The organism is Streptomyces sp. NPDC054887 (assembly GCF_053610585.1).
The window spans coordinates 74,234-94,779 of record NZ_JBSGYQ010000014.1; the positions used below are offsets into that span (position 1 = coordinate 74,234).

22 protein-coding genes are annotated in these 20,546 nt (G+C 72.6%); 15 read left to right on the forward strand and 7 right to left on the reverse strand.

Annotated elements, in window-relative coordinates:
• Positions 1-109: 109 nt before the first annotated feature.
• The gene (locus ACWGH0_RS10845; protein ID WP_453403824.1) at positions 110-1,549 is read right to left on the reverse strand and encodes an NAD(P)H-quinone dehydrogenase; all 1,440 of its coding nucleotides are present in this window, start codon (positions 1,547-1,549) and stop codon (positions 110-112) included.
• Between the two features lie 193 nt (positions 1,550-1,742).
• On the opposite strand from ACWGH0_RS10845, the gene ACWGH0_RS10850 reads away from it, so the two are divergent.
• From ACWGH0_RS10850 to ACWGH0_RS10865, 4 genes are all read left to right on the forward strand, one after another.
• Positions 1,743-2,180: a gamma-glutamylcyclotransferase gene (locus ACWGH0_RS10850; RefSeq protein ID WP_453403825.1), complete on the forward strand. Its 438-nt coding sequence runs from the start codon at positions 1,743-1,745 to the stop codon at positions 2,178-2,180.
• Positions 2,181-2,282: 102 nt separating this feature from the next.
• Positions 2,283-3,113: a purine-nucleoside phosphorylase gene (locus tag ACWGH0_RS10855; protein WP_453403826.1), complete on the forward strand. Its 831-nt coding sequence runs from the start codon at positions 2,283-2,285 to the stop codon at positions 3,111-3,113.
• 106 nt (positions 3,114-3,219) lie between these two features.
• The gene (locus tag ACWGH0_RS10860) at positions 3,220-4,872 is read left to right on the forward strand and encodes a phospho-sugar mutase (protein WP_453403880.1); all 1,653 of its coding nucleotides are present in this window, start codon (positions 3,220-3,222) and stop codon (positions 4,870-4,872) included.
• 152 nt (positions 4,873-5,024) lie between these two features.
• Positions 5,025-6,233 (forward strand): hypothetical protein, encoded by a 1,209-nt coding sequence (locus ACWGH0_RS10865; RefSeq protein ID WP_453403827.1) that lies wholly within the window; start codon positions 5,025-5,027, stop codon positions 6,231-6,233.
• 88 nt (positions 6,234-6,321) lie between these two features.
• Here the strand turns inward: ACWGH0_RS10865 and ACWGH0_RS10870 are convergent, their stop codons facing one another.
• A complete protein-coding gene (locus ACWGH0_RS10870) occupies positions 6,322-6,969 on the reverse strand; it encodes a PH domain-containing protein (protein ID WP_453403828.1) in 648 nt (215 codons plus the stop codon).
• A gap of 88 nt (positions 6,970-7,057) precedes the next feature.
• Here ACWGH0_RS10870 and deoC point away from each other — a divergent pair, with 88 nt between their 5' ends.
• The 3 genes from deoC to ACWGH0_RS10885 are packed head-to-tail and all read left to right on the forward strand — an operon-like array spanning position 7,058 to position 10,333.
• Positions 7,058-8,008, forward strand: coding sequence for a deoxyribose-phosphate aldolase (deoC, locus tag ACWGH0_RS10875; protein WP_453403881.1), 951 nt, complete (start codon positions 7,058-7,060; stop codon positions 8,006-8,008).
• Positions 8,009-8,013: 5 nt separating this feature from the next.
• Positions 8,014-9,450 (forward strand): aldehyde dehydrogenase family protein, encoded by a 1,437-nt coding sequence (locus ACWGH0_RS10880; protein ID WP_453403829.1) that lies wholly within the window; start codon positions 8,014-8,016, stop codon positions 9,448-9,450.
• On the forward strand, positions 9,443-10,333 hold the full coding sequence (locus ACWGH0_RS10885; RefSeq protein WP_453403830.1) for an aldehyde dehydrogenase family protein: 891 nt from the start codon (positions 9,443-9,445) through the stop codon (positions 10,331-10,333). The genes ACWGH0_RS10880 and ACWGH0_RS10885 overlap by 8 nt, the downstream gene beginning before the upstream one ends.
• A 104-nt stretch (positions 10,334-10,437) precedes the next feature.
• Here ACWGH0_RS10885 and ACWGH0_RS10890 read toward each other — a convergent pair whose 3' ends face one another.
• Positions 10,438-10,851, reverse strand: coding sequence for a hypothetical protein (locus tag ACWGH0_RS10890; RefSeq protein WP_453403831.1), 414 nt, complete (start codon positions 10,849-10,851; stop codon positions 10,438-10,440).
• Positions 10,852-10,905: 54 nt separating this feature from the next.
• On the opposite strand from ACWGH0_RS10890, the gene ACWGH0_RS10895 reads away from it, so the two are divergent.
• Positions 10,906-11,601, forward strand: coding sequence for a uridine kinase (locus ACWGH0_RS10895; protein WP_453403832.1), 696 nt, complete (start codon positions 10,906-10,908; stop codon positions 11,599-11,601).
• 128 nt (positions 11,602-11,729) lie between these two features.
• On the opposite strand, the gene ACWGH0_RS10900 is transcribed toward ACWGH0_RS10895, so the two are convergent.
• On the reverse strand, positions 11,730-12,521 hold the full coding sequence (locus ACWGH0_RS10900) for a SigE family RNA polymerase sigma factor (RefSeq protein ID WP_453403833.1): 792 nt from the start codon (positions 12,519-12,521) through the stop codon (positions 11,730-11,732).
• Between the two features lie 160 nt (positions 12,522-12,681).
• Here ACWGH0_RS10900 and afsQ1 point away from each other — a divergent pair, with 160 nt between their 5' ends.
• From afsQ1 to ACWGH0_RS10925, 5 genes are all read left to right on the forward strand, one after another.
• Entirely contained in the window at positions 12,682-13,359 is a 678-nt protein-coding gene (gene afsQ1 / locus ACWGH0_RS10905; protein WP_176733210.1) for a two-component system response regulator AfsQ1, read from the forward strand.
• Positions 13,257-14,897, forward strand: a complete 1,641-nt coding sequence (locus ACWGH0_RS10910) for a sensor histidine kinase (RefSeq protein ID WP_453403834.1) — start codon at positions 13,257-13,259, stop codon at positions 14,895-14,897. Before afsQ1 ends, ACWGH0_RS10910 begins: the two co-directional genes overlap by 103 nt.
• Positions 14,894-15,499, forward strand: coding sequence for a hypothetical protein (locus ACWGH0_RS10915; protein ID WP_453403835.1), 606 nt, complete (start codon positions 14,894-14,896; stop codon positions 15,497-15,499). The genes ACWGH0_RS10910 and ACWGH0_RS10915 overlap by 4 nt, the downstream gene beginning before the upstream one ends.
• Before the next feature lie 76 nt (positions 15,500-15,575).
• Positions 15,576-16,130, forward strand: coding sequence for a VanZ family protein (locus tag ACWGH0_RS10920; protein ID WP_453403836.1), 555 nt, complete (start codon positions 15,576-15,578; stop codon positions 16,128-16,130).
• A gap of 91 nt (positions 16,131-16,221) precedes the next feature.
• Positions 16,222-16,422: a PspC domain-containing protein gene (locus ACWGH0_RS10925; protein WP_453403837.1), complete on the forward strand. Its 201-nt coding sequence runs from the start codon at positions 16,222-16,224 to the stop codon at positions 16,420-16,422.
• Between the two features lie 85 nt (positions 16,423-16,507).
• On the opposite strand, the gene ACWGH0_RS10930 is transcribed toward ACWGH0_RS10925, so the two are convergent.
• Both ACWGH0_RS10930 and ACWGH0_RS10935 read right to left on the reverse strand, forming a co-directional pair.
• Positions 16,508-16,882: an ATP-binding protein gene (locus ACWGH0_RS10930; protein WP_453403838.1), complete on the reverse strand. Its 375-nt coding sequence runs from the start codon at positions 16,880-16,882 to the stop codon at positions 16,508-16,510.
• Positions 16,883-17,014: 132 nt separating this feature from the next.
• A complete protein-coding gene (locus ACWGH0_RS10935; protein ID WP_453403839.1) occupies positions 17,015-18,163 on the reverse strand; it encodes an adenosine deaminase in 1,149 nt (382 codons plus the stop codon).
• Between the two features lie 102 nt (positions 18,164-18,265).
• Between ACWGH0_RS10935 and ACWGH0_RS10940 the strand changes: the two genes are divergently transcribed.
• Positions 18,266-19,033, forward strand: coding sequence for an alpha/beta hydrolase (locus ACWGH0_RS10940; RefSeq protein ID WP_453403840.1), 768 nt, complete (start codon positions 18,266-18,268; stop codon positions 19,031-19,033).
• 55 nt (positions 19,034-19,088) lie between these two features.
• Here the strand turns inward: ACWGH0_RS10940 and ACWGH0_RS10945 are convergent, their stop codons facing one another.
• Positions 19,089-19,364, reverse strand: coding sequence for a hypothetical protein (locus ACWGH0_RS10945; RefSeq protein WP_453403841.1), 276 nt, complete (start codon positions 19,362-19,364; stop codon positions 19,089-19,091).
• Between the two features lie 79 nt (positions 19,365-19,443).
• On the opposite strand from ACWGH0_RS10945, the gene ACWGH0_RS10950 reads away from it, so the two are divergent.
• The gene (locus tag ACWGH0_RS10950; protein ID WP_453403842.1) at positions 19,444-20,544 is read left to right on the forward strand and encodes a calcium:proton antiporter; all 1,101 of its coding nucleotides are present in this window, start codon (positions 19,444-19,446) and stop codon (positions 20,542-20,544) included.
• The last annotated feature ends 2 nt before the right edge of the window (positions 20,545-20,546 follow it).

A 20,546-nucleotide genomic window follows, 5' to 3' on the forward strand; every position in this document is an offset into this window, starting at 1 on the left:
AGCAGTTTGCGCCGAATAACAGAAGTTGTGCCCAAAGTGGGGCGCGGAGTGGTATACGCGGCGTACGCCGGTGGCGTATGCCGCGTGACCTCCCCGGTGACCCCGCGGACTACGCCTCGGCGGACGTCTTGCGGGTGTGCAGCTGCCGCGCGACCTCGGCGATCGATCCCGACAGGGACGGGTAGACCGTGAACGCGTTCGCGATCTGTTCCACGGTCAGGTTGTTGTCGACCGCGATCGAAATCGGGTGGATGAGCTCACTCGCGCGCGGCGCGACGACGCAGCCGCCGACCACGATGCCCGTGCCCGGACGGCAGAAGATCTTGACGAAGCCGTCGCGGATGCCCTGCATCTTCGCGCGCGGGTTGCGCAGCAGCGGCAGCTTCACCGAGCGCGCGTCGATCTTGCCCGCGTCCACGTCGGCCTGGGTGTAGCCGACCGTGGCGATCTCGGGGTCGGTGAAGACGTTCGACGAGACGGTCTTGAGGTTCAGCGGCGTCACCGCGTCGCCGAGGAAGTGGTACATCGCGATCCGGCCCTGCATGGCCGCGACCGACGCGAGGGCGAAGACGCCGGTCACGTCGCCCGCCGCGTACACGCCGGGAGCGGTCGTACGGGAGACCTTGTCGGTCCAGATGTGGCCCGAGTCCTTCAGCCGGACGCCGGACTCCTCCAGGCCCATCCCCGCGGTGTTGGGGATGGCGCCGACGGCCATCAGGCAGTGCGTGCCGCTGATGACGCGCCCGTCGGACAGGGTGACCTCCACCCGGTCGCCGACCCGCTTGGCGGACTCGGCGCGGGAGCGGGCCATGACGTTCATGCCGCGTCGCCGGAAGACGTCCTCCAGGACCGCCGCGGCGTCCGGGTCCTCGCCCGGCAGCACGCGGTCGCGCGAGGAGACGAGGGTGACGCGGGAGCCGAGCGCCTGGTACGCGCCGGCGAACTCGGCGCCGGTGACACCGGAGCCGACCACGATGAGCTCCTCGGGGAGCTCGTCCAGGTCGTACACCTGCGTCCAGTTCAGGATCCGCTCGCCGTCCGGCAGGGCGTCGGGGATCTCGCGCGGGTGGCCGCCGGTGGCGATCAGCACCGCGTCGGCGGTGAGGCGCTCCTCGTTGCCGTCGCCGTACGTGACGACGACCGTGCGCGAGCCGTCCGCGTCCTGCTGGCCCTCCAGGCGGCCCCGGCCGCGCAGCACGCGCGCGCCGGCCCGCGTGACGGACGCGGTGATGTCGTGGGACTGCGCGAGCGCGAGGCGCTTCACGCGGCGGTTGACCTTGCCCAGGTCCACGCCGACCACGCGGGCCGCCTGCTCGACGTGCGGCGTGTCGTCGGCGACGATGATGCCCAACTCCTCGTACGAAGAGTCGAAGGTCGTCATCACCTCGGCCGTCGCGATCAGAGTCTTGGACGGTACGCAGTCGGTCAGCACCGACGCCCCGCCCAGACCGTCGCTGTCGACGACGGTCACCTCCGCGCCGAGCTGGGCGCCCACCAGGGCCGCCTCGTATCCGCCGGGTCCGCCACCGATGATCACGATCCGGGTCACGAAAAAGTCCGCCTCGCATTGTCAATCCCGGCCCGCCTGCCCGCTCGGCCGGGGATCCGGGGATCGCCCGGGGGGAATGCAGTACGTACTCCATTGTCCCGCACGCTTCAAGGTGCTTCGCCCCGGGGCCCTCCATCCGGCCGCACCGGTTCACGGCCCCCGCCGCGCCACCCCCTCCCGTACCCTCGACCACATGTCGCTCTACGCCGCGTACGCCGGCAACCTCGACGCGCGGCTGATGACGCGCCGCGCACCGCACTCACCGCTGCGCGGGACCGGCTGGCTCAACGGCTGGCGGCTGACCTTCGGCGGGGAGGCGATGGGCTGGGAAGGCGCACTCGCCACCATCGTGGAGGCCCCGCGCTCACAGGTCTTCGTCGCGCTGTACGACATCGCCCCGATGGACGAGGACTCCATGGACCGCTGGGAGGGTGTCGGACTCGACATCTACCGCCGGATGCGGTTGCGCGTGCACACCCTGGACGGCGAGGAACCCGCCTGGGTGTACGTCCTGAACGGGTACGAGGGCGGGCTTCCGTCCGCCCGCTACCTGGGTGAACTCGCCGACGCGGCGGAGTCTGCGGGCGCGCCGCACGACTACGTCATGGAACTGCGCAAGCGCCCCTGCTGAGGGGTTAGGTCGCACCCTTGTCCGATCCGACAAGGCAACGATCGCAACACCGTCGGCAGCGACATCTACGCGCGTAGGGATTCACCGGTTACCCTCGTCGGCGTGAACGCATCTGTTACCCCTGACCCCGCCGACGGCTTCGCCGACCCCCACGCGGCCGCCGACGCCGCCGCCGCCCGCCTGCGCGAGCTGACCAGCGCCGAGACCCACGACGTCGCCCTCGTGATGGGGTCGGGCTGGGTGCCCGCCGCCGAGGCGCTGGGCGCGCCCGAGCACGAGTTCCCCGTCACCGAGCTGCCCGGCTTCCCGCCGCCGGCCGTCGCCGGACACGCGGGCACGGTCCGCTCGTACAAGATCGGGGACAAGCGGGCGCTGGTCTTCCTCGGCCGTACGCACTACTACGAGGGCCGCGGTGTCGCCGCCGTCTCGCACGGCGTGCGCACCGCCGTCGCGGCCGGCTGCAAGACCGTCGTCCTGACCAACGGCTGCGGCGGTCTGCGCCCGGGCATGCGCCCCGGCCAGCCGGTCCTCATCAGCGACCACATCAACCTGACGGCCACCTCGCCGATCATCGGGGCGAACTTCGTGGACCTGACGGACCTGTACTCGCCGCGCCTGCGCGCGCTGTGCAAGGAGGTGGACGCCACCCTGGAGGAGGGCGTGTACGTCCAGTTCCCCGGCCCGCACTACGAGACGCCCGCCGAGATCAACATGGTCCGCGTCATGGGCGGCGACCTGGTTGGCATGTCCACGGTCCTGGAGGCCATCGCCGCCCGTGAGGCCGGCGCCGAGGTGCTCGGCATCTCGCTGGTCACCAACCTGGCCGCGGGCCTGTCCGGTGAACCGCTGAACCACGAGGAAGTCCTCCAGGCCGGCCGCGACTCGGCCACCCGTATGGGCGCGCTCCTGGCGCAGGTACTCGAACGCATCTGACCGTCCTCGCCGGACGGGCCGAATGCGCCCGCCCCGCGGGCGGATCCGGCCCGTCCGGCGTTCGCGGCTCAACGACACGCACCACACACGAGAGGTGGACCACATCGTGCAGCAGGAGCAGGAGCTCATCGCGCGGGCCAGGGCCTGGCTGGCCGAGGACCCGGACAGCGAGACCCGCGACGAGCTCGCCAAGCTCATCGACGCCGGGGACCTGGACGAGATCTCCGCCCGCTTCGCCGGCACGCTCCAGTTCGGCACGGCGGGCCTGCGCGGCGAGCTGGGCGCCGGCCCGATGCGCATGAACCGGGCCGTGGTCGTCCGCGCCGCCGCCGGCCTCGCCGCGTACCTGAAGGCGAAGGGGCAGACCGACGGCCTCGTCGTCATCGGGTACGACGCCCGCCACAAGAGCGCCGACTTCGCGCGCGACACCGCCGCCGTGATGACCGGCGCCGGCCTGCGCGCCGCCCTCCTGCCGCGCCCGCTGCCCACCCCCGTCCTGGCCTTCGCCATACGGCACCTGGGCGCCGTGGCCGGCGTCGAGGTCACCGCCAGCCACAATCCGCCCCGCGACAACGGCTACAAGGTCTACCTGGGCGACGGCTCGCAGATCGTGCCGCCCGCCGACGCGGAGATCGCCGCCGAGATCGCCGCCGTGGCCTCGCTCGCCGACGTACCGCGTCCCGAGGACGGATGGTTCACCCTCGACGAGGAGGTGCTGGAGGCGTACCTCGCCCGTACGGACGCGGTCCTCGACCCGGACTCGCCCCGCACCGCCCGCGTCGTCTACACGGCCATGCACGGCGTCGGCAAGGACGTCCTGACGGCCGCCTTCGCGCGCGCCGGGTTCCCCGAGCCCGTGCTCGTGGCCGAGCAGGCCGAACCGGACCCCGACTTCCCCACGGTCGCCTTCCCGAACCCGGAGGAGCCGGGGGCCATGGACCTGGCCTTCGCCACCGCCCGGCGCGCGAAGCCCGACCTGATCGTCGCGAACGACCCGGACGCCGACCGCTGCGCCGTCGCCGTGCCCCTGCCCGGCACGGACGAGTGGCGGATGCTGCGCGGCGACGAGGTCGGCGCGCTGCTCGCGGCGCACCTGGTCCGCAAGGGCGCGACGGGCACCTTCGCCGAGTCGATCGTCTCGTCGTCCCTCCTCGGCCGGATCGCCGCCGCCGCGGGCCTGCCGTACGAGGAGACCCTGACAGGCTTCAAGTGGATCGCGCGCGTCGACGGTCTGCGCTACGGCTACGAGGAGGCCCTCGGCTACTGCGTCGACCCCGAGGGCGTGCGCGACAAGGACGGCATCACGGCGGCGCTGCTCGTCACCGAGCTGGCGTCCGTGCTGAAGTCCGAGGGCCGCACCCTGCTCGACCTCCTCGACGACCTCGCCGTCGAGCACGGTCTGCACGCCACCGACCAGCTCTCGGTCCGCGTCGAGGACCTCACGGTGATCGCCGACGCGATGAGCCGGCTGCGCGCGCGGCCGCCCGCCGAGCTGGCCGGCCTGACCGTCACCGCCGCCGAGGACCTGACGCGCGGCACGGACGCGCTGCCGCCGACCGACGGGCTGCGCTACTACCTCGACGGTGAGGTGAAGGCCCGCGTGATCGTCCGGCCCAGCGGTACGGAGCCCAAGCTGAAGTGCTACCTGGAAGCCGTCGTCCCGGTCTCGGCCGCGGACGGGCTGCCGGCGGCGAAGGAGCGGGCCGAGTCCATCCTCGCCGCGATCAAGCGCGACCTGTCGGCGGCCGCCGGCATCTGACCGACCGCGTCCGGGCGGCCGGTTCCCTGCCCGGGACCGACCGCCCGGACGAGTGGTTTGCGTACGGCAGGTGACGCAGCGCCCGGTGCCCCATGCCGAGCGTGCGAGGAAGGGTGACCCGGTATCCCCCGCCGAGTCCCTGGAGCTGCCGCGTGCCCCCGACCGCACCCCCGGCGACCGCCCGGTCCCGCACGGCCGTCCCCGCCGCCAGGCGTCCGTACGGGGTGCCGCGGGGCCGGCTGGCCACGTCGCTGCGGCGGGCCGCCCCGGCCCTCGCCGGTTACGTCGCCGTACGCGCCCTGGGGGTGCTGGTGCTGGCGCACTGGTCCCATCTGAAGGGGCACGGCCTGTGGCCCGCCCTCGCCACCTCGTGGGACTCCCGCTGGTACCTGGAGATCGCGGACAGCGGGTACGACTCCGCCCTCGGCACCGCCCGCAACAGCAACAACCTGGCGTTCTTCCCGCTCTACCCGTTGCTCGTCAGGGCCGTCTCGGCGGTCGCACCCGGCTCGCGCGCGAGCGTGGGCGTGCTCCTCGCGGTCGCCTGCTCGCTCGTCGCGGCCTGGGGGATCTTCGCCGTCGGCGAGCGGCTGCACGGGCGCCGCGTAGGCACCCTGCTGGCCGTCCTGTGGGGCTGCGCGCCGGTCGCGGTCGTGCAGTGGATGGGTTACACCGAGTCGCTGTTCACCGCGCTCACCGCCTGGTCCCTGTACGCCGTCCTCGCCGGCCGCTGGCTGTGGGCCGGCTCGCTCGCCGCGCTGGCCGGCCTCACCCGTCCGACGGGCGTGGCGGTCGCCGCGGCCGTGTCGGTGACGGCGGCGGTGGCCCTGTGGCAGGCGTGGCGCGGGGGCCGCGCGCCACGCCCGGCCGTGCTCGCCGCCGGGCTGATCGCACCGCTGGGCTGGACGGGTTACGTCGCCTGGGTGGGGCTGCGGCTCGGCCGCTGGGACGGCTACCTCGCCGTGCAGAAGCTGTGGCTGAACGAGTGGGACGGCGGGGTCGGCACGCTGCGCGAGATGCGGCGGTTCCTGGTCTACCAGTCGAGGCCGCCGCTGTTCCTCGTGGTGGTGACGCTGGTGCTGATCCTCTCGGTGGCGCTGTTCGTGCTCTGCGCCGCCGACCGCCAGCCGCTGCCGCTGCTCGTGTTCACCGGCGTACTGCTCCTGGTGGTGCTGGGCAGCGGCGGTGTCTACTTCCCGCGCGCCCGGTTCCTGGTCCCCGGCTTCCCGCTGCTGCTGCCGGTCGCGCTGGCGGTGGCGCGGGCGCGGCGGGTGACCGGGACGCTGGTGCTCGGCGGTACGGCGCTCGCCTCGCTGTGGTTCGGGGCGTACATGCAACTGGTCTGGGCCGGCCCGCCGTAGGGGGCCGCGGTGTGGCCCGGCGGGCGGTCGGGCTCAGTGCCCGGTGCGGCTCGCGGGTCGCGTGGCTCAGCGGGTGGGTCCGCGTGGCTCAGCGGGTGGCGAACAGGACGGCGAGCGCGATCGCGCCCGCCACGCAGGGCACGATGATCTCGTACGCCCAGCGGACCGAGGGGCTGCCCTGGGCCGTCGGGCGCGACGCGCAGCGCTCGGCCTGCTCGCGCAGGTCGTCGACGTGCTGGTCGGCCGGGGCCCGGCGCGCCCGCGCGTCGGTGACGTCGGCGGTGGCGGAGGTCCTGCCGTACGGATCGTCCGACGCCTGCTTCGCCTGCCGCCGGGCGACCTGCTTGCGCTGGCGCAGCGACACGGGGATCGCCCACAGCTGGTATTTGCGGCCGTCCGCGAGCACCTCGCTGGAGTAGCCGGCCCGTACGCCGTCGACCGCGGCCCAGGGCAGCGTGATCGTGCGGAAGGGATTGCGGATCCGCAGCCGGTCGTCGTTGGCGAAGACCGCGGGCCGCAGGGTGAAGGCGACCACCAGCGGCACCGCGAACAGCAGACCCGCCACGGCGGCCCACGGCGTACGGCCCTCGCCGCGCACCAGCGCGTCGCCGCCGACCCACGCGGCCAGGGCGAGCACCAGGACCCCGCCCGCGAGGGAGGAGGAGGACCGGAACACGCGGTCGGCGTACGTCGGCTCGGCGGGCGGCTCGTTCGGTCCGCCGGGGTTGCTGGTCATGCGGCCGATTCTGCCTCACGTCACACCGGCTCGACGGGTACGGGGGTGTACAGGCAGCTACGCGCGTAGATATGCTCATCTGGTGACCATGCCCACCACTGCACCCGCATTCGCCGACGTGACCGCGTCCGACGGTGCGCTGCGCCGCTTCCTGCACGGGCTCCCCGGCGTTGACACCGTCGGCCTCGAAGCGCGCGCCGCGTCCCTCGGCACCCGTTCGGTCAAGACCACGTCGAAGGCGTACGCCATCGACCTGGCCATCTCGATGATCGACCTGACCACGCTCGAAGGCGCGGACACCCCGGGCAAGGTCCGGGCGCTCTGCGCCAAGGGCGCCAACCCCGATCCGACCGACCGCACGACGCCGCGCGTCGCCGCGATCTGCGTCTATCCGGACATGGCGGAGACCGCGAAGGAGGCCCTGGCCGGAACCGGCATCAAGGTCGCCTCGGTCGCCACCGCCTTCCCGGCCGGCCGCGCCGCCCTGCCCGTGAAGCTGGCTGACGTGCGCGACGCCGTGGCCGCGGGCGCCGACGAGATCGACATGGTGATCGACCGGGGCGCGTTCCTGTCCGGTCACTACCTGAAGGTCTACGAGGAGATCGCGGCCGTGAAGGCCGAGTGCGGCGACCGTGCCCGTCTCAAGGTCATCTTCGAGACCGGCGAGCTGTCGACGTACGACAACATCCGCCGCGCGTCCTGGCTCGGGATGCTGGCGGGCGCCGACTTCATCAAGACCTCGACCGGCAAGGTCGGCGTGAACGCCACCCCGCCGAACACCCTGCTCATGCTTGAGGCCGTACGCGACTTCAAGGCGCAGACTGGAATCCAGATCGGCGTGAAGCCGGCCGGCGGCATCCGTACGACCAAGGACGCGATCAAGTTCCTGGTCCTGGTCAACGAGACGGTCGGCGAGGACTGGCTGACCAACGAGTGGTTCCGCTTCGGCGCGTCCTCGCTGCTGAACGACCTGCTGATGCAGCGGCAGAAGCTGAGCACCGGCCGTTACTCCGGTCCCGACTACGTGACGGTGGACTGATCACCATGGCATCCGCATTCGAGTACGCACCCGCCCCCGAGTCCCGCTCGGTGGTGGACATCGCTCCGTCGTACGGCCTGTTCATCGACGGCGAGTTCACCGACGCGGCCGGCGGCAAGGTCTTCAAGACCGTCTCGCCGTCGACCGAGGAAGTCCTCTCCGAGGTCGCCCGCGCGGGCGCCGAGGACGTCGACCGGGCCGTGCAGGCGGCCCGCAGGGCGTTCGGGAAGTGGTCCGCGCTGCCGGGCGCCGAGCGCGCCAAGTACCTCTTCCGCATCGCGCGGATCATCCAGGAGCGCTCCCGCGAGCTGGCCGTCCTGGAGACGCTCGACAACGGCAAGCCGATCAAGGAGACCCGCGACGCGGACCTCCCCCTGGTCGCCGCGCACTTCTTCTACTACGCGGGCTGGGCCGACAAGCTCGACCACGCGGGGTACGGCGCCGACCCGCGCCCCCTCGGCGTGGCAGGCCAGGTCATCCCGTGGAACTTCCCGCTCCTCATGCTGGCGTGGAAGATCGCCCCGGCGCTCGCGACGGGCAACACCGTCGTCCTGAAGCCGGCCGAGACGACGCCGCTCTCCGCCCTGTTCTTCGCGGACATCTGCCGTCAGGCGGGCCTGCCCAAGGGCGTCGTCAACATCCTTCCCGGTTACGGGGACGCCGGCGCCGCGCTCGTCGAGCACCCGGACGTGAACAAGGTCGCCTTCACCGGCTCCACGGCCGTCGGCAAGGCCATCGCCCGCCAGGTCGCGGGCACGGACAAGAAGGTCACCCTGGAGCTGGGCGGCAAGGGCGCGAACATCGTCTTCGACGACGCCCCGATCGACCAGGCCGTCGAGGGCATCGTCACCGGCATCTTCTTCAACCAGGGCCAGGTCTGCTGCGCGGGTTCGCGCCTGCTGGTCCAGGAGTCGATCCAGGACGAACTGCTCGACTCCCTCAAGCGCAGGCTCTCCACCCTCCGCCTGGGCGACCCGCTGGACAAGAACACCGACATCGGCGCCATCAACTCCGCCGAGCAGCTCGCCCGCATCACCGCGCTCGCCGAGACCGGCGAGGCGGAGGGCGCCGAGCGCTGGTCCGCGCCGTGCGACCTGCCGTCCTCCGGGTACTGGTTCGCGCCGACGCTCTTCACCGGCGTCACCCAGGCGCACACCGTCGCCCGTGACGAGATCTTCGGCCCGGTGCTCTCGGTGCTGTCGTTCCGTACGCCCGACGAGGCCGTCGCCAAGGCCAACAACAGCCAGTACGGCCTGTCCGCCGGCATCTGGACGGAGAAGGGCTCGCGGATCCTCGCGGTCGCGAACAAGCTGCGGGCGGGCGTCGTCTGGGCCAACACGTTCAACAAGTTCGACCCGACCTCGCCCTTCGGCGGCTACAAGGAGTCGGGCTTCGGCCGCGAAGGCGGCCGCCACGGTCTGGAGGCCTACCTCGATGTCTGACCGCTTGACTGTCCTCAAGACCTACAAGCTGTACGTCGGGGGCAAGTTCCCCCGTTCCGAGAGCGGCCGGGTGTACGAAGTGCAGGACCACAAGGGCAAGTGGCTGGCCAACGCTCCCCTGGCGTCCCGCAAGGACGCCCGTGACGCGGTCGTCGCAGCGCGCAAGGCGTTCGGCGCCTGGTCGGGCGCGACGGCGTACAACCGGGGCCAGGTGCTCTACCGCGTCGCGGAGATGCTGGAGGGCCGCAGGAGCCAGTTCGTGCACGAGGTGGCGCACGCGGAGGGCCTGTCCAAGTCCAAGGCGGCCGAGGCCGTCGAGGCGGCCGTCGACCGCTGGGTCTGGTACGCGGGCTGGACCGACAAGATCGCCCAGGTCGTGGGCGGGGCGAACCCGGTCGCGGGCCCGTTCTTCAACCTCTCCACCCCTGAGCCCACGGGCGTCGTCACGGTGGTGGCGCCCCAGGAGTCGTCCTTCCTGGGCCTGGTCTCGGTGATCGCGCCGGTGATCGCGACGGGCAACACGGCCGTCGTCGTCGCCTCGGAGCAGTCACCGCTGCCCGCGCTCGCCCTCGGCGAGGTGCTGGCCACGTCCGACCTGCCGGGCGGCGTGGTCAACGTCCTGTCCGGGCGCACCCGCGAGATCGCGCTGCCGCTGGCCTCGCACCAGGACGTCAACGCGATCGACCTCGCGGGCGCGGACGCCGACCTGGCGCGCGAACTGGAGATCGCCGCCGCGGACAACCTCAAGCGGGTTCTTCGTCCACAGCCTGTGGACGGGAACTGGTCGGCCGACCCCGGCACCGGCCGCCTGACGGCCTTCCTGGAGACGAAGACGGTCTGGCACCCGACGGGCACGCTGGGCGCCTCCGGCTCGGCGTACTGACGCCCGCCGGAGCGCACGGACGGGCCCCGTACCGATACCGGTACGGGGCCCGTCCGCGTTCGCCGTTCCGGTACGGCGGTCCCGTACGGCGCCGACGTGTCGGGTCAGCCCGGCAGCAGCCCTGTCACCGGGCCGAGCACCGGCAGTTCCCGCAGCGCGTCGCCCTGGGTCAGCGGGGCCGTGACCGTCGACGTGCTCAGCGGCTGGAAGTCGGCGACCTGGGTGCCCAGTCCGTTGTCGAGCGGGTCGACGCCCGTCCCGGCCAGCGGGTTGAGGCGGAAGTCCTTGAGCGGGCCGACGCCCCCTGCGGTCGCGGCGCCGAGCCCGCCGGTCAGGCCGAGGCCGCTGGCCGCCGGGTCGAGGTTGTCCAGGGGCACGTCGATGCCGGCCTCCTTCGGCACCGGCGCCGCCTGGGCCGCACCGCCGCCCGCGGCGAGGGCCGCACCTGCGGCGGTGACGGCCAGACCTGCGCGCAGGAGAGCGCTCAGCTGGGACTTCGGAGCTGCGTGACGTGCCATGGGATTCCCGCCTGCGTGAGTAATCATGAGCGCACGCAGCGTAGTTGAGATGTGATGCTCGATACCAATGCCTTCCCGGTGGGATCCCCCGACCGGGTCAATGCCGCACAATGGTTCCCCGTGAGTTCATCCCCCATAGCCACGCGCGTCGTCCTGCTGACGGGTCCCTCCGGTTCCGGCAAGTCGTCGCTCGCCGCCCGTACGGGCCTGCCCGTGCTGCGCCTCGACGACTTCTACAAAGAGGGCGACGACCCCACCCTCCCGCTGGTCGTGGGAAGTACGGACATCGACTGGGACTCACCGCTGTCGTGGGACGCGGACGCCGCCGTCGCGGCGATCGCGGAGCTGTGCCGTACGGGCCGTACGACGGTCCCCGTGTACTCCATCGCCAGCAGCTCCGTCGTGGACAGGGAGGCGCTGGACATCGAGCGCACGCCGCTGTTCGTGGCGGAGGGGATCTTCGCGGCGGACATCGTGGCGCGCTGCGCGGAGCTGGGTGTGCTCGCCGACGCGCTGTGTCTGCGCGGGCGTCCGGTGACGACGTTCCGCCGGCGGCTGCTGCGGGATCTGCGGGAGGGGCGCAAGTCGGTGCCGTTCCTGCTGCGCAGGGGATGGCGGCTGATGCGGGCGGAGCGGGGGATCGTGGAGCGCCAGGCCGCCCTGGGGGCGCACCCCTGCGCGAAGCAGGAGGCCCTGGGCAGGCTCGCGGCCGCCGCGGCGGGCCGCCACCGCGCCCCGGCGGCGCGCTAGCCCGGCGAGGCCCCCGTACGGCGCGGAACAGCGCGGCGGGGCCGTACAGGCTCCCCCGCCTGTACGGCCCCGCCGCGTTCCCCCCGGTACTTCCGCCGTCTCCCCCGAAACGGCGGCCCCCGTACCCCTCAGGCCACCAGCTCGCCGAAGGACTCCTCCTCGTCACGGCCGAAGCTGAGGACGTCGTCCTCGCGCAGCCGGCGCAGTGACCGCCAGATGCTGCTCTTGACCGTGCCGACACTGATGTCGAGGATTTCCGCGATCTCCGGGTCCGTGCGGCCCTCGTAGTACCGCAGGACCAGCATGGTGCGCTGGAGTTCCGGCAGCCGGGCCAGCGCCTGCCACAGCACGGCGCGCAGCTCGGTGCCGCGCATCGCGTCCGTGTCGGTCGCCGTCTCCGGCAGCTCCTCGGTCGGGTATTCGTTCAGCTTGCGCCGGCGCCAGGCGCTGATGTGCAGGTTGGTCATCGTGCGGCGCAGGTAGCCGCCGACGGCCGCCTTGTCGCTGATCCTGTCCCAGGCGCGGTACGTGGAGAAGAGGGCGCTCTGGAGCAGGTCCTCGGCCTCGTACCGGTCGCCGGTCAGGTGGTAGGCGGTCGCGTACAGGGAGGCGCGGCGCTCCTGGACGTAGGTGGTGAACTCCACCTCCGACACCGAAGCGCCTTCCCCCGTCGCCTCCCGGTACGCCGCTCCCCCGTGCCCCCCGTCTCCCCCCGCGGAAGCACCCGGTGCCGGGGCCACGTGCAGGGACTGCGTGCGCTGACGCACGATCCCCCGACCGCATCCCCGCACCCCCCCGAGTTCCCTGCTCCGCTCGAGCAGGGAGGTGCCCCCCTCGCCGCCGGACTTCTCGGCGCTCCGCGTGATGTCGTGGAGACGCGTGACAACTGCGCTGGAGGTGGTGCTGTGCAGTGCGTTCATCTCGCGCCCCCCGTCGGTGGAGTCCGGTGCTGTCCGTGTGCCCAAAAGCTTGCCGGGGCAGTTTCATCGGGGTGTCCGCCGACTGTCACAGCCGTGTCACAGGGACCGGGGGTGCTCCAACTGTCGATCCACCCCTCCCCCATGGGCCAGAATGACCTCTGTGCCTTTCCTGTTGCTGATCGAGGACGACGACGCCATCCGCACGGCCCTCGAACTCTCCCTGTCACGCCAGGGCCACCGTGTGGCCACCGCGGCGACGGGAGAGGACGGCCTGAAACTGCTGCGCGAGCAGCGGCCGGACCTGATCGTGCTGGACGTCATGCTGCCCGGCATCGACGGTTTCGAGGTGTGCCGGCGCATCAGGCGCACCGACCAGCTGCCGATCATCCTGCTGACCGCGCGCAGCGACGACATCGACGTGGTGGTGGGGCTGGAGTCGGGCGCCGACGACTACGTTGTCAAGCCGGTGCAGGGCCGGGTGCTGGACGCCCGTATCCGCGCGGTGCTGCGGCGGGGCGAGCGGGAGGCCAACGACGCCGCCGTGTTCGGCAACGTGACGATCGACCGGTCCGCGATGACGGTCACCAAGAACGGCGAGGACCTCCAGCTCACGCCGACCGAGCTGCGGCTGCTGCTGGAACTGAGCCGCCGTCCCGGGCAGGCCCTGTCGCGGCAGCAGTTGCTGCGGCTGGTGTGGGAGCACGACTACCTCGGCGACTCGCGGCTCGTCGACGCGTGCGTGCAGCGGCTGCGGGCCAAGGTCGAGGACGTGCCGTCGTCCCCCACGCTCATCCGTACGGTCCGCGGGGTCGGCTACCGGTTGGACTCGCCTTCGTGAGCGCTGCCCCGGAGAAGTCCCCGCAGGCGGGACCGCGCTGGACCAGTCTGCGGCTGCGGCTCGTCGTCGTGTTCGCGCTGGTGGCGCTGACCGCCGCCGTGTCCGCGTCGGGCATCGCGTACTGGCTCAACCGCGAGGCGGTGCTGACCCGTACGCAGGACGCGGCGCTCAACAGCTTCCGCCAGGAGATGCAGAACCGCGCGGCCACGCTGCCGCTGCGGCCCACCCAGGCGGAACTCCAGGCCGCGGCGACGCAGATGGCGGCCGGCGGCAACCCCGGCTACAGCGTGCTGCTGGTGGACGAGCGGGAGCCGGGCAAGCCGATAGCGGGGACCTCGGACATCGACGTGCTGACGCTGGAGGACGTGCCGCAGGAGCTCCAGGACGCGGTGAACCGGCGGCAGAAGGTCACGGACGCCAACGAGTTCCCGTACCACCTGTACTGGGTGCGCATCAGCCCGAAGGACAAGCCGTCCCTGGTGGCGGGCACGAAGGTCATCGGCGGCGGGCCGACCGGCTACATGCTGACCTCTCTGGAGCAGGAGCGCGACGACCTCAACTCGCTGGCCTGGTCGCTGGCCATCGCGACGGCGCTGGCCCTGCTGGGCTCCGCGCTGCTCGCGCAGGCGGCGGCGACCACCGTGCTCAAGCCCGTGCAGCGGCTCGGCGACGCGGCGCGGCGGCTCGGCGAGGGCAAGCTCGACACCCGGCTGCGGGTGTCGGGGACCGACGAACTGGCCGAGCTGTCACGGACGTTCAACCGGACCGCCGAGTCGCTGGAGAAGAAAGTCGCGGACATGAGCGCGCGGGAGGAGTCCAGCCGCCGCTTCGTCGCCGACATGTCGCACGAGCTGCGGACCCCGCTGACCGCGATCACGGCGGTGGCGGAGGTGCTGGAGGACGAGGCGGACAGCCTCGACCCGATGATCGCGCCCGCCGTGCACCTGGTGGTGAGCGAGACGAGGCGTCTGAACGACCTGGTGGAGAACCTCATGGAGGTGACCCGCTTCGACGCGGGTACGGCCCGTCTCGTCCTCGACGACGTGGACGTGGCCGACCAGGTGACCGCCTGCATCGACGCCCGCGCGTGGCTCGACGCGGTCGATCTCGACGCCGAGCGCGGCATCATGGCGCGCCTCGACCCGCGCCGCCTCGACGTGATCCTGGCGAACCTGATCGGGAACGCGCTCAAGCACGGCGGTTCCCCGGTGCGGGTGTCGGTCCGGCCGGTCGACCACGAGCTGCTCATCGAGGTACGGGACCACGGCCCGGGCATCCCCGAGGCCGTACTGCCGCACGTCTTCGACCGCTTCTACAAGGCGAGCGCGTCGCGGCCGCGCTCCGAGGGCAGCGGCCTCGGCCTGTCCATCGCCATGGAGAACGCGCACATCCACGGTGGCGACATCACCGCCTCCAACTCGCCCGAGGGCGGCGCCGTCTTCGTCCTGCGGCTGCCGCTCGACGTGTCGCGGACGGCGGACGACGGCGACGACGGGGACGACGGCGTGCGGGAGGGACAGGAGTGCGAGGACCAGTGAAGCGCAGACTGACCCGCCTGACGGCCCTCGCCGCGCTCTGTGCGGCGCTCGCCGGGTGCGGGATCCGGACCACCTCGGTGCCGGTCGACGCGGGCGCCGCGCCGTCCCGGGTGCCGTGCGAGCTGTCGGCGCAGGAGCCGGCCGCCGAGGCGGCCTCCGGCGTACCGCTCCAGGTGCACCTGGTCTGCGGCGCCCAGCTCGTCTCGGTGGACCGTACGGTGCGGATCCCCGAGGAGCGGTTGTCCGACCGGGTGCGCGTCGCGCAGACGCTGCTCGACGAGCTCAAGAAGGAACCCTCGGCCGAGGAGAAGCAGGCGGGTTTCAGCACCGACGTGCGGGAGTCGCTGACCGTCTCGGGGGCGCGCGAGGGTGATCCCAGGGGCGCGCTGCGGCTGAGCAGCCAGCCGGAGGACCTGCCCACGCACGCGCTGGCCCAGATCGTCTGCACGTACGCGGACAGCGCGGCGGCCGGGCGGGACCGGTCGGTCGTGCTGGGCGGTCCCTCCGACGACCCGGTGCGCGGGTACCAGTGCACGGCGGCGCTCCGGGCGCGTCCCGAGTCGGTGCTGCCGACGCTGGGCGAGATCCGTCCCACGCGCTGAACCGTTGCGGCAGCCCGCTCGTCACACTGTCGTCACGGGCGGAACCGATCCTGCCGGTACCCGCGTCTTGGGGGGCGTGCGTCATGGCTCGGACGGCAGCGCCGTCATCAACCGCCTCCGCGCGGCGGGAGGCTTACTCCTCGTCGCGCACCTGCTGGTCGTCGCGTCGCTGACGCTGCGTCCTCTGGACGTCCCGTGGGTGACCTCACCGAACTTCCAGCCGCTGGCCGGCATCGAGGCCGACCTGGCGCTCGGGCCCGCGCGGGCGGCGCGGCGCATCGGCGAGGGGCTTCTGCTGCTGGCGCCGCTGGGCGTGCTGCTGCCGATGGCGGGCGGCCGCCTGCACGTGTCGCCGGTCGCCTCGCTGGCGCGTACGGCGCTGGCGGGGGCCCTGTTCTCCCTGGGCATCGAGCTGCTCCAGACCGGGGTGCCCGGGCGGGTCGTCGACGTGGACTCGCTGCTGCTGAACACGGCGGGGGTGGCCCTGACGCACCTGGCGGTCGTGCCGGTGGGGCGGGCGCGGCTGCGCCGCATGGACCGCGCGGAGGCGGGACGGCCGCAGGTCGTGCGCCGGGACGAGGTCTCTCAGGGGGCCACCCCGACGATTCCCAGGGTCGGGATCGCCCCGTAGAGCGACGCTTTGACCGTTCTCGGCGAGCAGCATGGAGGTATCGGGAGGCACACCGGAAGTGACCTCCGGACCAGCTCACGAGGAGCCCGCCATGACCGCCCTTGTCCGCCCCCGTAACGGCCGAATGATCGGTGGAGTCTGCGCTGCGCTGGCACGGCGCTACGGCACCTCGTCGACCACGATGCGAGTGATCTTCCTGGCCTCGTGCCTGCTGCCCGGGCCCCAGTTCCTGCTGTACCTGGCGCTGTGGGTCTTCCTGCCCGCCGAGCAGAGCGCGAAGACCGCCTGGTAGCCGCGCGGGGAACGCACGAGGGGGCGGGCACCGGGCCGCTAGTCCGGTGCCCGCCCCGTGCGCGTGCGGCGCGCCGTACGGTGCGTCAGCCGCCGATGCCGGGCAGCGCGCCACCGGCCGGGAGGCCGCCGAGCAGGCCCTTGAGCGGGTCGGCGCTGCGGGCGCCGTCCTTGCCCGCGGGGGTCTGGGCCTTGGAGAGGGCGTCGGTGGTGGTCGCCGGGAGGGTGGAGGCGCTGCCCGTGAGGGCGCTCACTCCGCCGTTCAGAGCCTCGGGGGCGCCGCCGGGGAGCTTGCCGACGACGTCCTGGAGCGGCAGCGTCGTCGTGGCGGAGCTCAGCGCGCCCGTCAGGTCGGGCACGGCAGGGGCGGCCGGCGCCGCGGAGGCGCTGCCCGCGGCGGCGGCGGCGAAGGCGGCACCGAGAGCGGCGGCACCGAGAGTCTTGGCAGCAGACTGCTTCATGAAGAGAACGTCCTCGCAAACGGGGAATGGGGAGCGGCTCTGCAAGCTAGCCACGCCCGGACTCCGTCGCAAACACGCGAAGGCGGCCGGGAATTGACATTCCCGGCCGCCTCGACCGCGGTGCGTTCGGCCTCAGTTGGAGGAAGAGCCGCTGGTCGCAGCGGTCTGGCGGAACAGCCATTCGGATTTCAGCTCGGCGTAACCGGGCTTGATCACGTCATTGATCATGGCGAGGCGTTCGTCGAAAGGAATGAATGCTGATTTCATCGCATTGACTGTGAACCACTGCATGTCGTCGAGCGTGTAGCCGAAGGCCTCGACCAGGTGCTCGAACTCGCGGCTCATGCTGGTCCCGCTCATCAGCCGGTTGTCGGTGTTCACCGTGGTCCGGAAGTGCAGCTTGCGCAGCAGCCCGATGGGGTGTGCGGCGTACGAGTCGGCCGCGCCCGTCTGGAGGTTGGACGTCGGGCACATCTCCAGCGGGATGCGCTTGTCGCGCACGTACGCGGCGAGGCGGCCCAGCGTGACGGTGCCGTCCTCGGCGACCTCGATGTCGTCGATGATGCGCACGCCGTGGCCGAGGCGGTCGGCGCCGCACCACTGGAGCGCCTGCCAGATGGAGGGGAGACCGAAGGCCTCGCCGGCGTGGATGGTGAAGTGGTTGTTCTCGCGCTTGAGGTACTCGAAGGCGTCGAGGTGGCGGGTGGGCGGGAAGCCCGCCTCCGCGCCGGCGATGTCGAAGCCGACGACGCCGTTGCCGCGGTAGCGGTTGGCGAGCTCGGCGATCTCCAGGGCGCGGGCGGCGTGGCGCATCGCGGTCAGCAGGGCGCCGACGCGGATGCGGTGGCCGTTCGCCTTCGCGCGGCGCTCGCCCTCCCGGAAGCCGTCGGTGACGGCCTCGACGACCTCTTCGAGGGTCAGGCCGTTCTCGAGGTGCTGCTCGGGGGCGTACCGGATCTCGGCGTAGACGACGCCGTCCTCGGCGAGGTCCTCGGCGCATTCGGCGGCGACGCGGAACAGCGCGTCACGCGTCTGCATGACGGCGCAGGTGTGCGCGAAGGTCTCCAGGTAGCGCTCCAGCGAGCCGGAGTCGGCGGCCTCGCGGAACCAGATGCCGAGCTTGTCGGCGTCGGTCTCGGGAAGGGCCTGGTACCCCGCCTCGCGGGCGAGATCGATGATCGTGCCGGGCCGCAGACCACCGTCGAGGTGGTCGTGGAGCAGCACCTTCGGGGCGCGGCGGATCTGGTCCGCGGTGGGCTTGTTGGTGGTCTCGCTCGTCATCTGCGCACTCTAACGCCTACGCGCGTAGATCGCCTCTGTCGATACGTAACAGTGACCGCGCGGACGGGTGGAGTACACCTGCGCTTCTGAGACTGTTCTGTCATGGCACAGCAAGCGATCCCGGTTTCCGGGGCCCGGTTGGGGCGGGCGGTGGGGGCGGCCGGGGGCGGTGACCGCACGGTGTGCGGCGTGGTCCTGCTGCTTCCCGCCGGTGAACCGCTGTCGGCGCGCGGACCCTCACCGCTGGCGCACGCGGGCGTACGGCCGCTGGCGCGGCGACTGGCCGCGGCGGGGCGCGACGAGGGGCTCCTCGTCCACGTCGTGCGCTACCGCGGCCGCGGCTGGAACGGGGCGGACGCACGGCTCGCGGCGGACGCGACGTGGGCGGCGGACGAGGTCGTACGCCGCTACGGCGACGTACCGGTCTGTCTGGCGGGGATCGACATGGGCGGACGGGCGGCGCTGCACGCGGCGGACCATCCGGCCGTCAACTCGGTGCTCGCGCTCGCGCCGTGGCTGCCGGACGACGACGTGGCGGCGGCCGAGGAGCCGGTGAAGCAGCTCGCCGGGCGGCGGGTGCTGATCGTGCACGGCACGAACGACGAGCGCACCGATCCGGAGCTCTCGTACCGGCTGGCGGAGCGGGCCAAGAAGGTCAACCGCGACACGTGCCGCTTCGAGGTGCACTCCGACGGCCACTCCATGCGGCAGCACCGGCCCGAGGTGCTGGCGCTGGCGGCCGACTTCGTACGGGGGTCGCTCTTCGGGAGCGGGTACGCCCGTCCGGTGGCCGACGCGCTGGCGGCGCCGCCGCCGCTGGGGCTGCGCATGCCGCTGGCCGCCGGATTCGGACGCCGTCCCGGCCGCTAGCGGCGGGGGTGGGACCGGGTGGCCCGGTCGGGTCGGAGACCGGCGCGCGGCGTGGTCATGCCGGTGGCTCGGTGACCTCGGCGATCCAGCCCATGGGGAGTTCGGCGCCGTCGAGGGTGATCGCCTCCACCGCGCCGCTGCGGGGGTCGATGTCGGCCGCCACGCCGTCGCCCTCGTAGCGCGGGTAGCCGGAGACCCCGGCCGCGCCGGTGGCCTCCACGAGGGCCGTACGCAGCGTGGACCCGTGGTCGGGGTGTCCGGCGGCGTCGGCCGCCCGGGGCTTGATCTCCACCGTGTAGCGGGCGGGCGGCGGCGTGGTGGGCGTAGGCATGGCTTCGACGCTAGCGCCGCCCGCCGCCGTACGCGCCGTACGACGCGCGCCGCGTGCGCCCCTCTGTCAGGGTCGGACCATGATCCGTCTGGTCCGCGCCCCCGCCGCGCACTGGCCGACCGCCGTGCCCGTACTGGCCGTCGTACTGCTGGTCCTCACGTGGGGACGCGACCTGCCGGGACCGGTGGTGGCGCTGCTGGCGTGCTTCCTGGCCGGCGCGGTGCTCGCCGCCGTGCAGCACGCCGAAGTGGTCGCCCACCGGGTGGGCGAGCCGTTCGGCTCGCTCGTGCTCGCCGTCGCGGTCACGATCATCGAGGTGGCGCTGATCGTCACGCTCATGGCCGACGCGGGCGACAAGAACAGCTCACTGGCGAGGGACACCGTGTTCGCCGCCGTGATGATCACCTGCAACGGCATCGTCGGGCTCTCGCTGCTGGTCGGGTCGCTGAAGCGGAAGGTGGCGGTGTTCAACGCCGAGGGCACCGGAGCGGCGTTCGCCACGGTGGCGACGCTGGCGGGTCTGAGCCTGGCGCTGCCGACGTTCACCACCAGCGCGCCGGGTCCGGAGTTCAGCTCCGCCCAGCTCGTCTTCGCGGCGTTCGCGGCCGTGGTGCTCTACGGGCTGTTCGTGATGACACAGACCTGGCGGCACCGGGACTACTTCCTGCCCATGACGACACAGGGCAGGGTGATCGACGTGGAGGAGCACGCCGATCCGCCGTCGCGGCGCACCGCCCTCGTCAGTCTCGGCCTGCTCGCCGTCTCCCTGGTCGCGGTCGTCGGGCTGGCCAAGGGCGTCTCCCCGACGATCGAGGCGGGGGTGGCCGCCGCCGGACTGCCCGCGTCGGTGGTGGGCGTCGTGATCGCGCTGCTCGTCCTGCTGCCGGAGTCGATCGCCGCCGTACGGGCCGCCCGGCGCGACCGCGTGCAGACCAGCCTGAACCTGGCGCTCGGGTCGGCCATGGCGAGCATCGGGCTCACCATCCCGGCGGTCGCCGTCGCCTCCGTCTGGATGGACGGGCCGCTGCTGCTGGGGCTCGGCGCCTCGCACATGGTCCTGCTCGCGCTGACCGTGGCCGTCGGGACGCTGACCATCGTGCCCGGACGCGCCACGCCCCTCCAGGGCGGCGTGCACCTCGCCCTCCTGGCGGCGTACCTGGTGCTCGCCGTCAGTCCGTGACG

What these genes read in the sequence shown, in the direction of transcription:
- ACWGH0_RS10880 (WP_453403829.1), top strand. Translation starts at nt 8,014, where the DNA reads ATGGCATCCGCATTCGAGTACGCACCCGCCCCCGAGTCCCGCTCGGTG.
- ACWGH0_RS10890 (WP_453403831.1), bottom strand. Translation starts at nt 10,851, where the DNA reads ATGGCACGTCACGCAGCTCCGAAGTCCCAGCTGAGCGCTCTCCTGCGC.
- ACWGH0_RS10870 (WP_453403828.1), bottom strand. Translation starts at nt 6,969, where the DNA reads ATGACCAGCAACCCCGGCGGACCGAACGAGCCGCCCGCCGAGCCGACG.
- ACWGH0_RS10925 (WP_453403837.1), top strand. Translation starts at nt 16,222, where the DNA reads ATGACCGCCCTTGTCCGCCCCCGTAACGGCCGAATGATCGGTGGAGTC.
- ACWGH0_RS10900 (WP_453403833.1), bottom strand. Translation starts at nt 12,521, where the DNA reads ATGAACGCACTGCACAGCACCACCTCCAGCGCAGTTGTCACGCGTCTC.
- ACWGH0_RS10895 (WP_453403832.1), top strand. Translation starts at nt 10,906, where the DNA reads ATGCTCGATACCAATGCCTTCCCGGTGGGATCCCCCGACCGGGTCAAT.
- ACWGH0_RS10935 (WP_453403839.1), bottom strand. Translation starts at nt 18,163, where the DNA reads ATGACGAGCGAGACCACCAACAAGCCCACCGCGGACCAGATCCGCCGC.
- ACWGH0_RS10940 (WP_453403840.1), top strand. Translation starts at nt 18,266, where the DNA reads ATGGCACAGCAAGCGATCCCGGTTTCCGGGGCCCGGTTGGGGCGGGCG.
- deoC (WP_453403881.1), top strand. Translation starts at nt 7,058, where the DNA reads ATGCCCACCACTGCACCCGCATTCGCCGACGTGACCGCGTCCGACGGT.
- ACWGH0_RS10885 (WP_453403830.1), top strand. Translation starts at nt 9,443, where the DNA reads ATGTCTGACCGCTTGACTGTCCTCAAGACCTACAAGCTGTACGTCGGG.
- ACWGH0_RS10930 (WP_453403838.1), bottom strand. Translation starts at nt 16,882, where the DNA reads ATGAAGCAGTCTGCTGCCAAGACTCTCGGTGCCGCCGCTCTCGGTGCC.
- ACWGH0_RS10945 (WP_453403841.1), bottom strand. Translation starts at nt 19,364, where the DNA reads ATGCCTACGCCCACCACGCCGCCGCCCGCCCGCTACACGGTGGAGATC.
- ACWGH0_RS10850 (WP_453403825.1), top strand. Translation starts at nt 1,743, where the DNA reads ATGTCGCTCTACGCCGCGTACGCCGGCAACCTCGACGCGCGGCTGATG.
- ACWGH0_RS10950 (WP_453403842.1), top strand. Translation starts at nt 19,444, where the DNA reads ATGATCCGTCTGGTCCGCGCCCCCGCCGCGCACTGGCCGACCGCCGTG.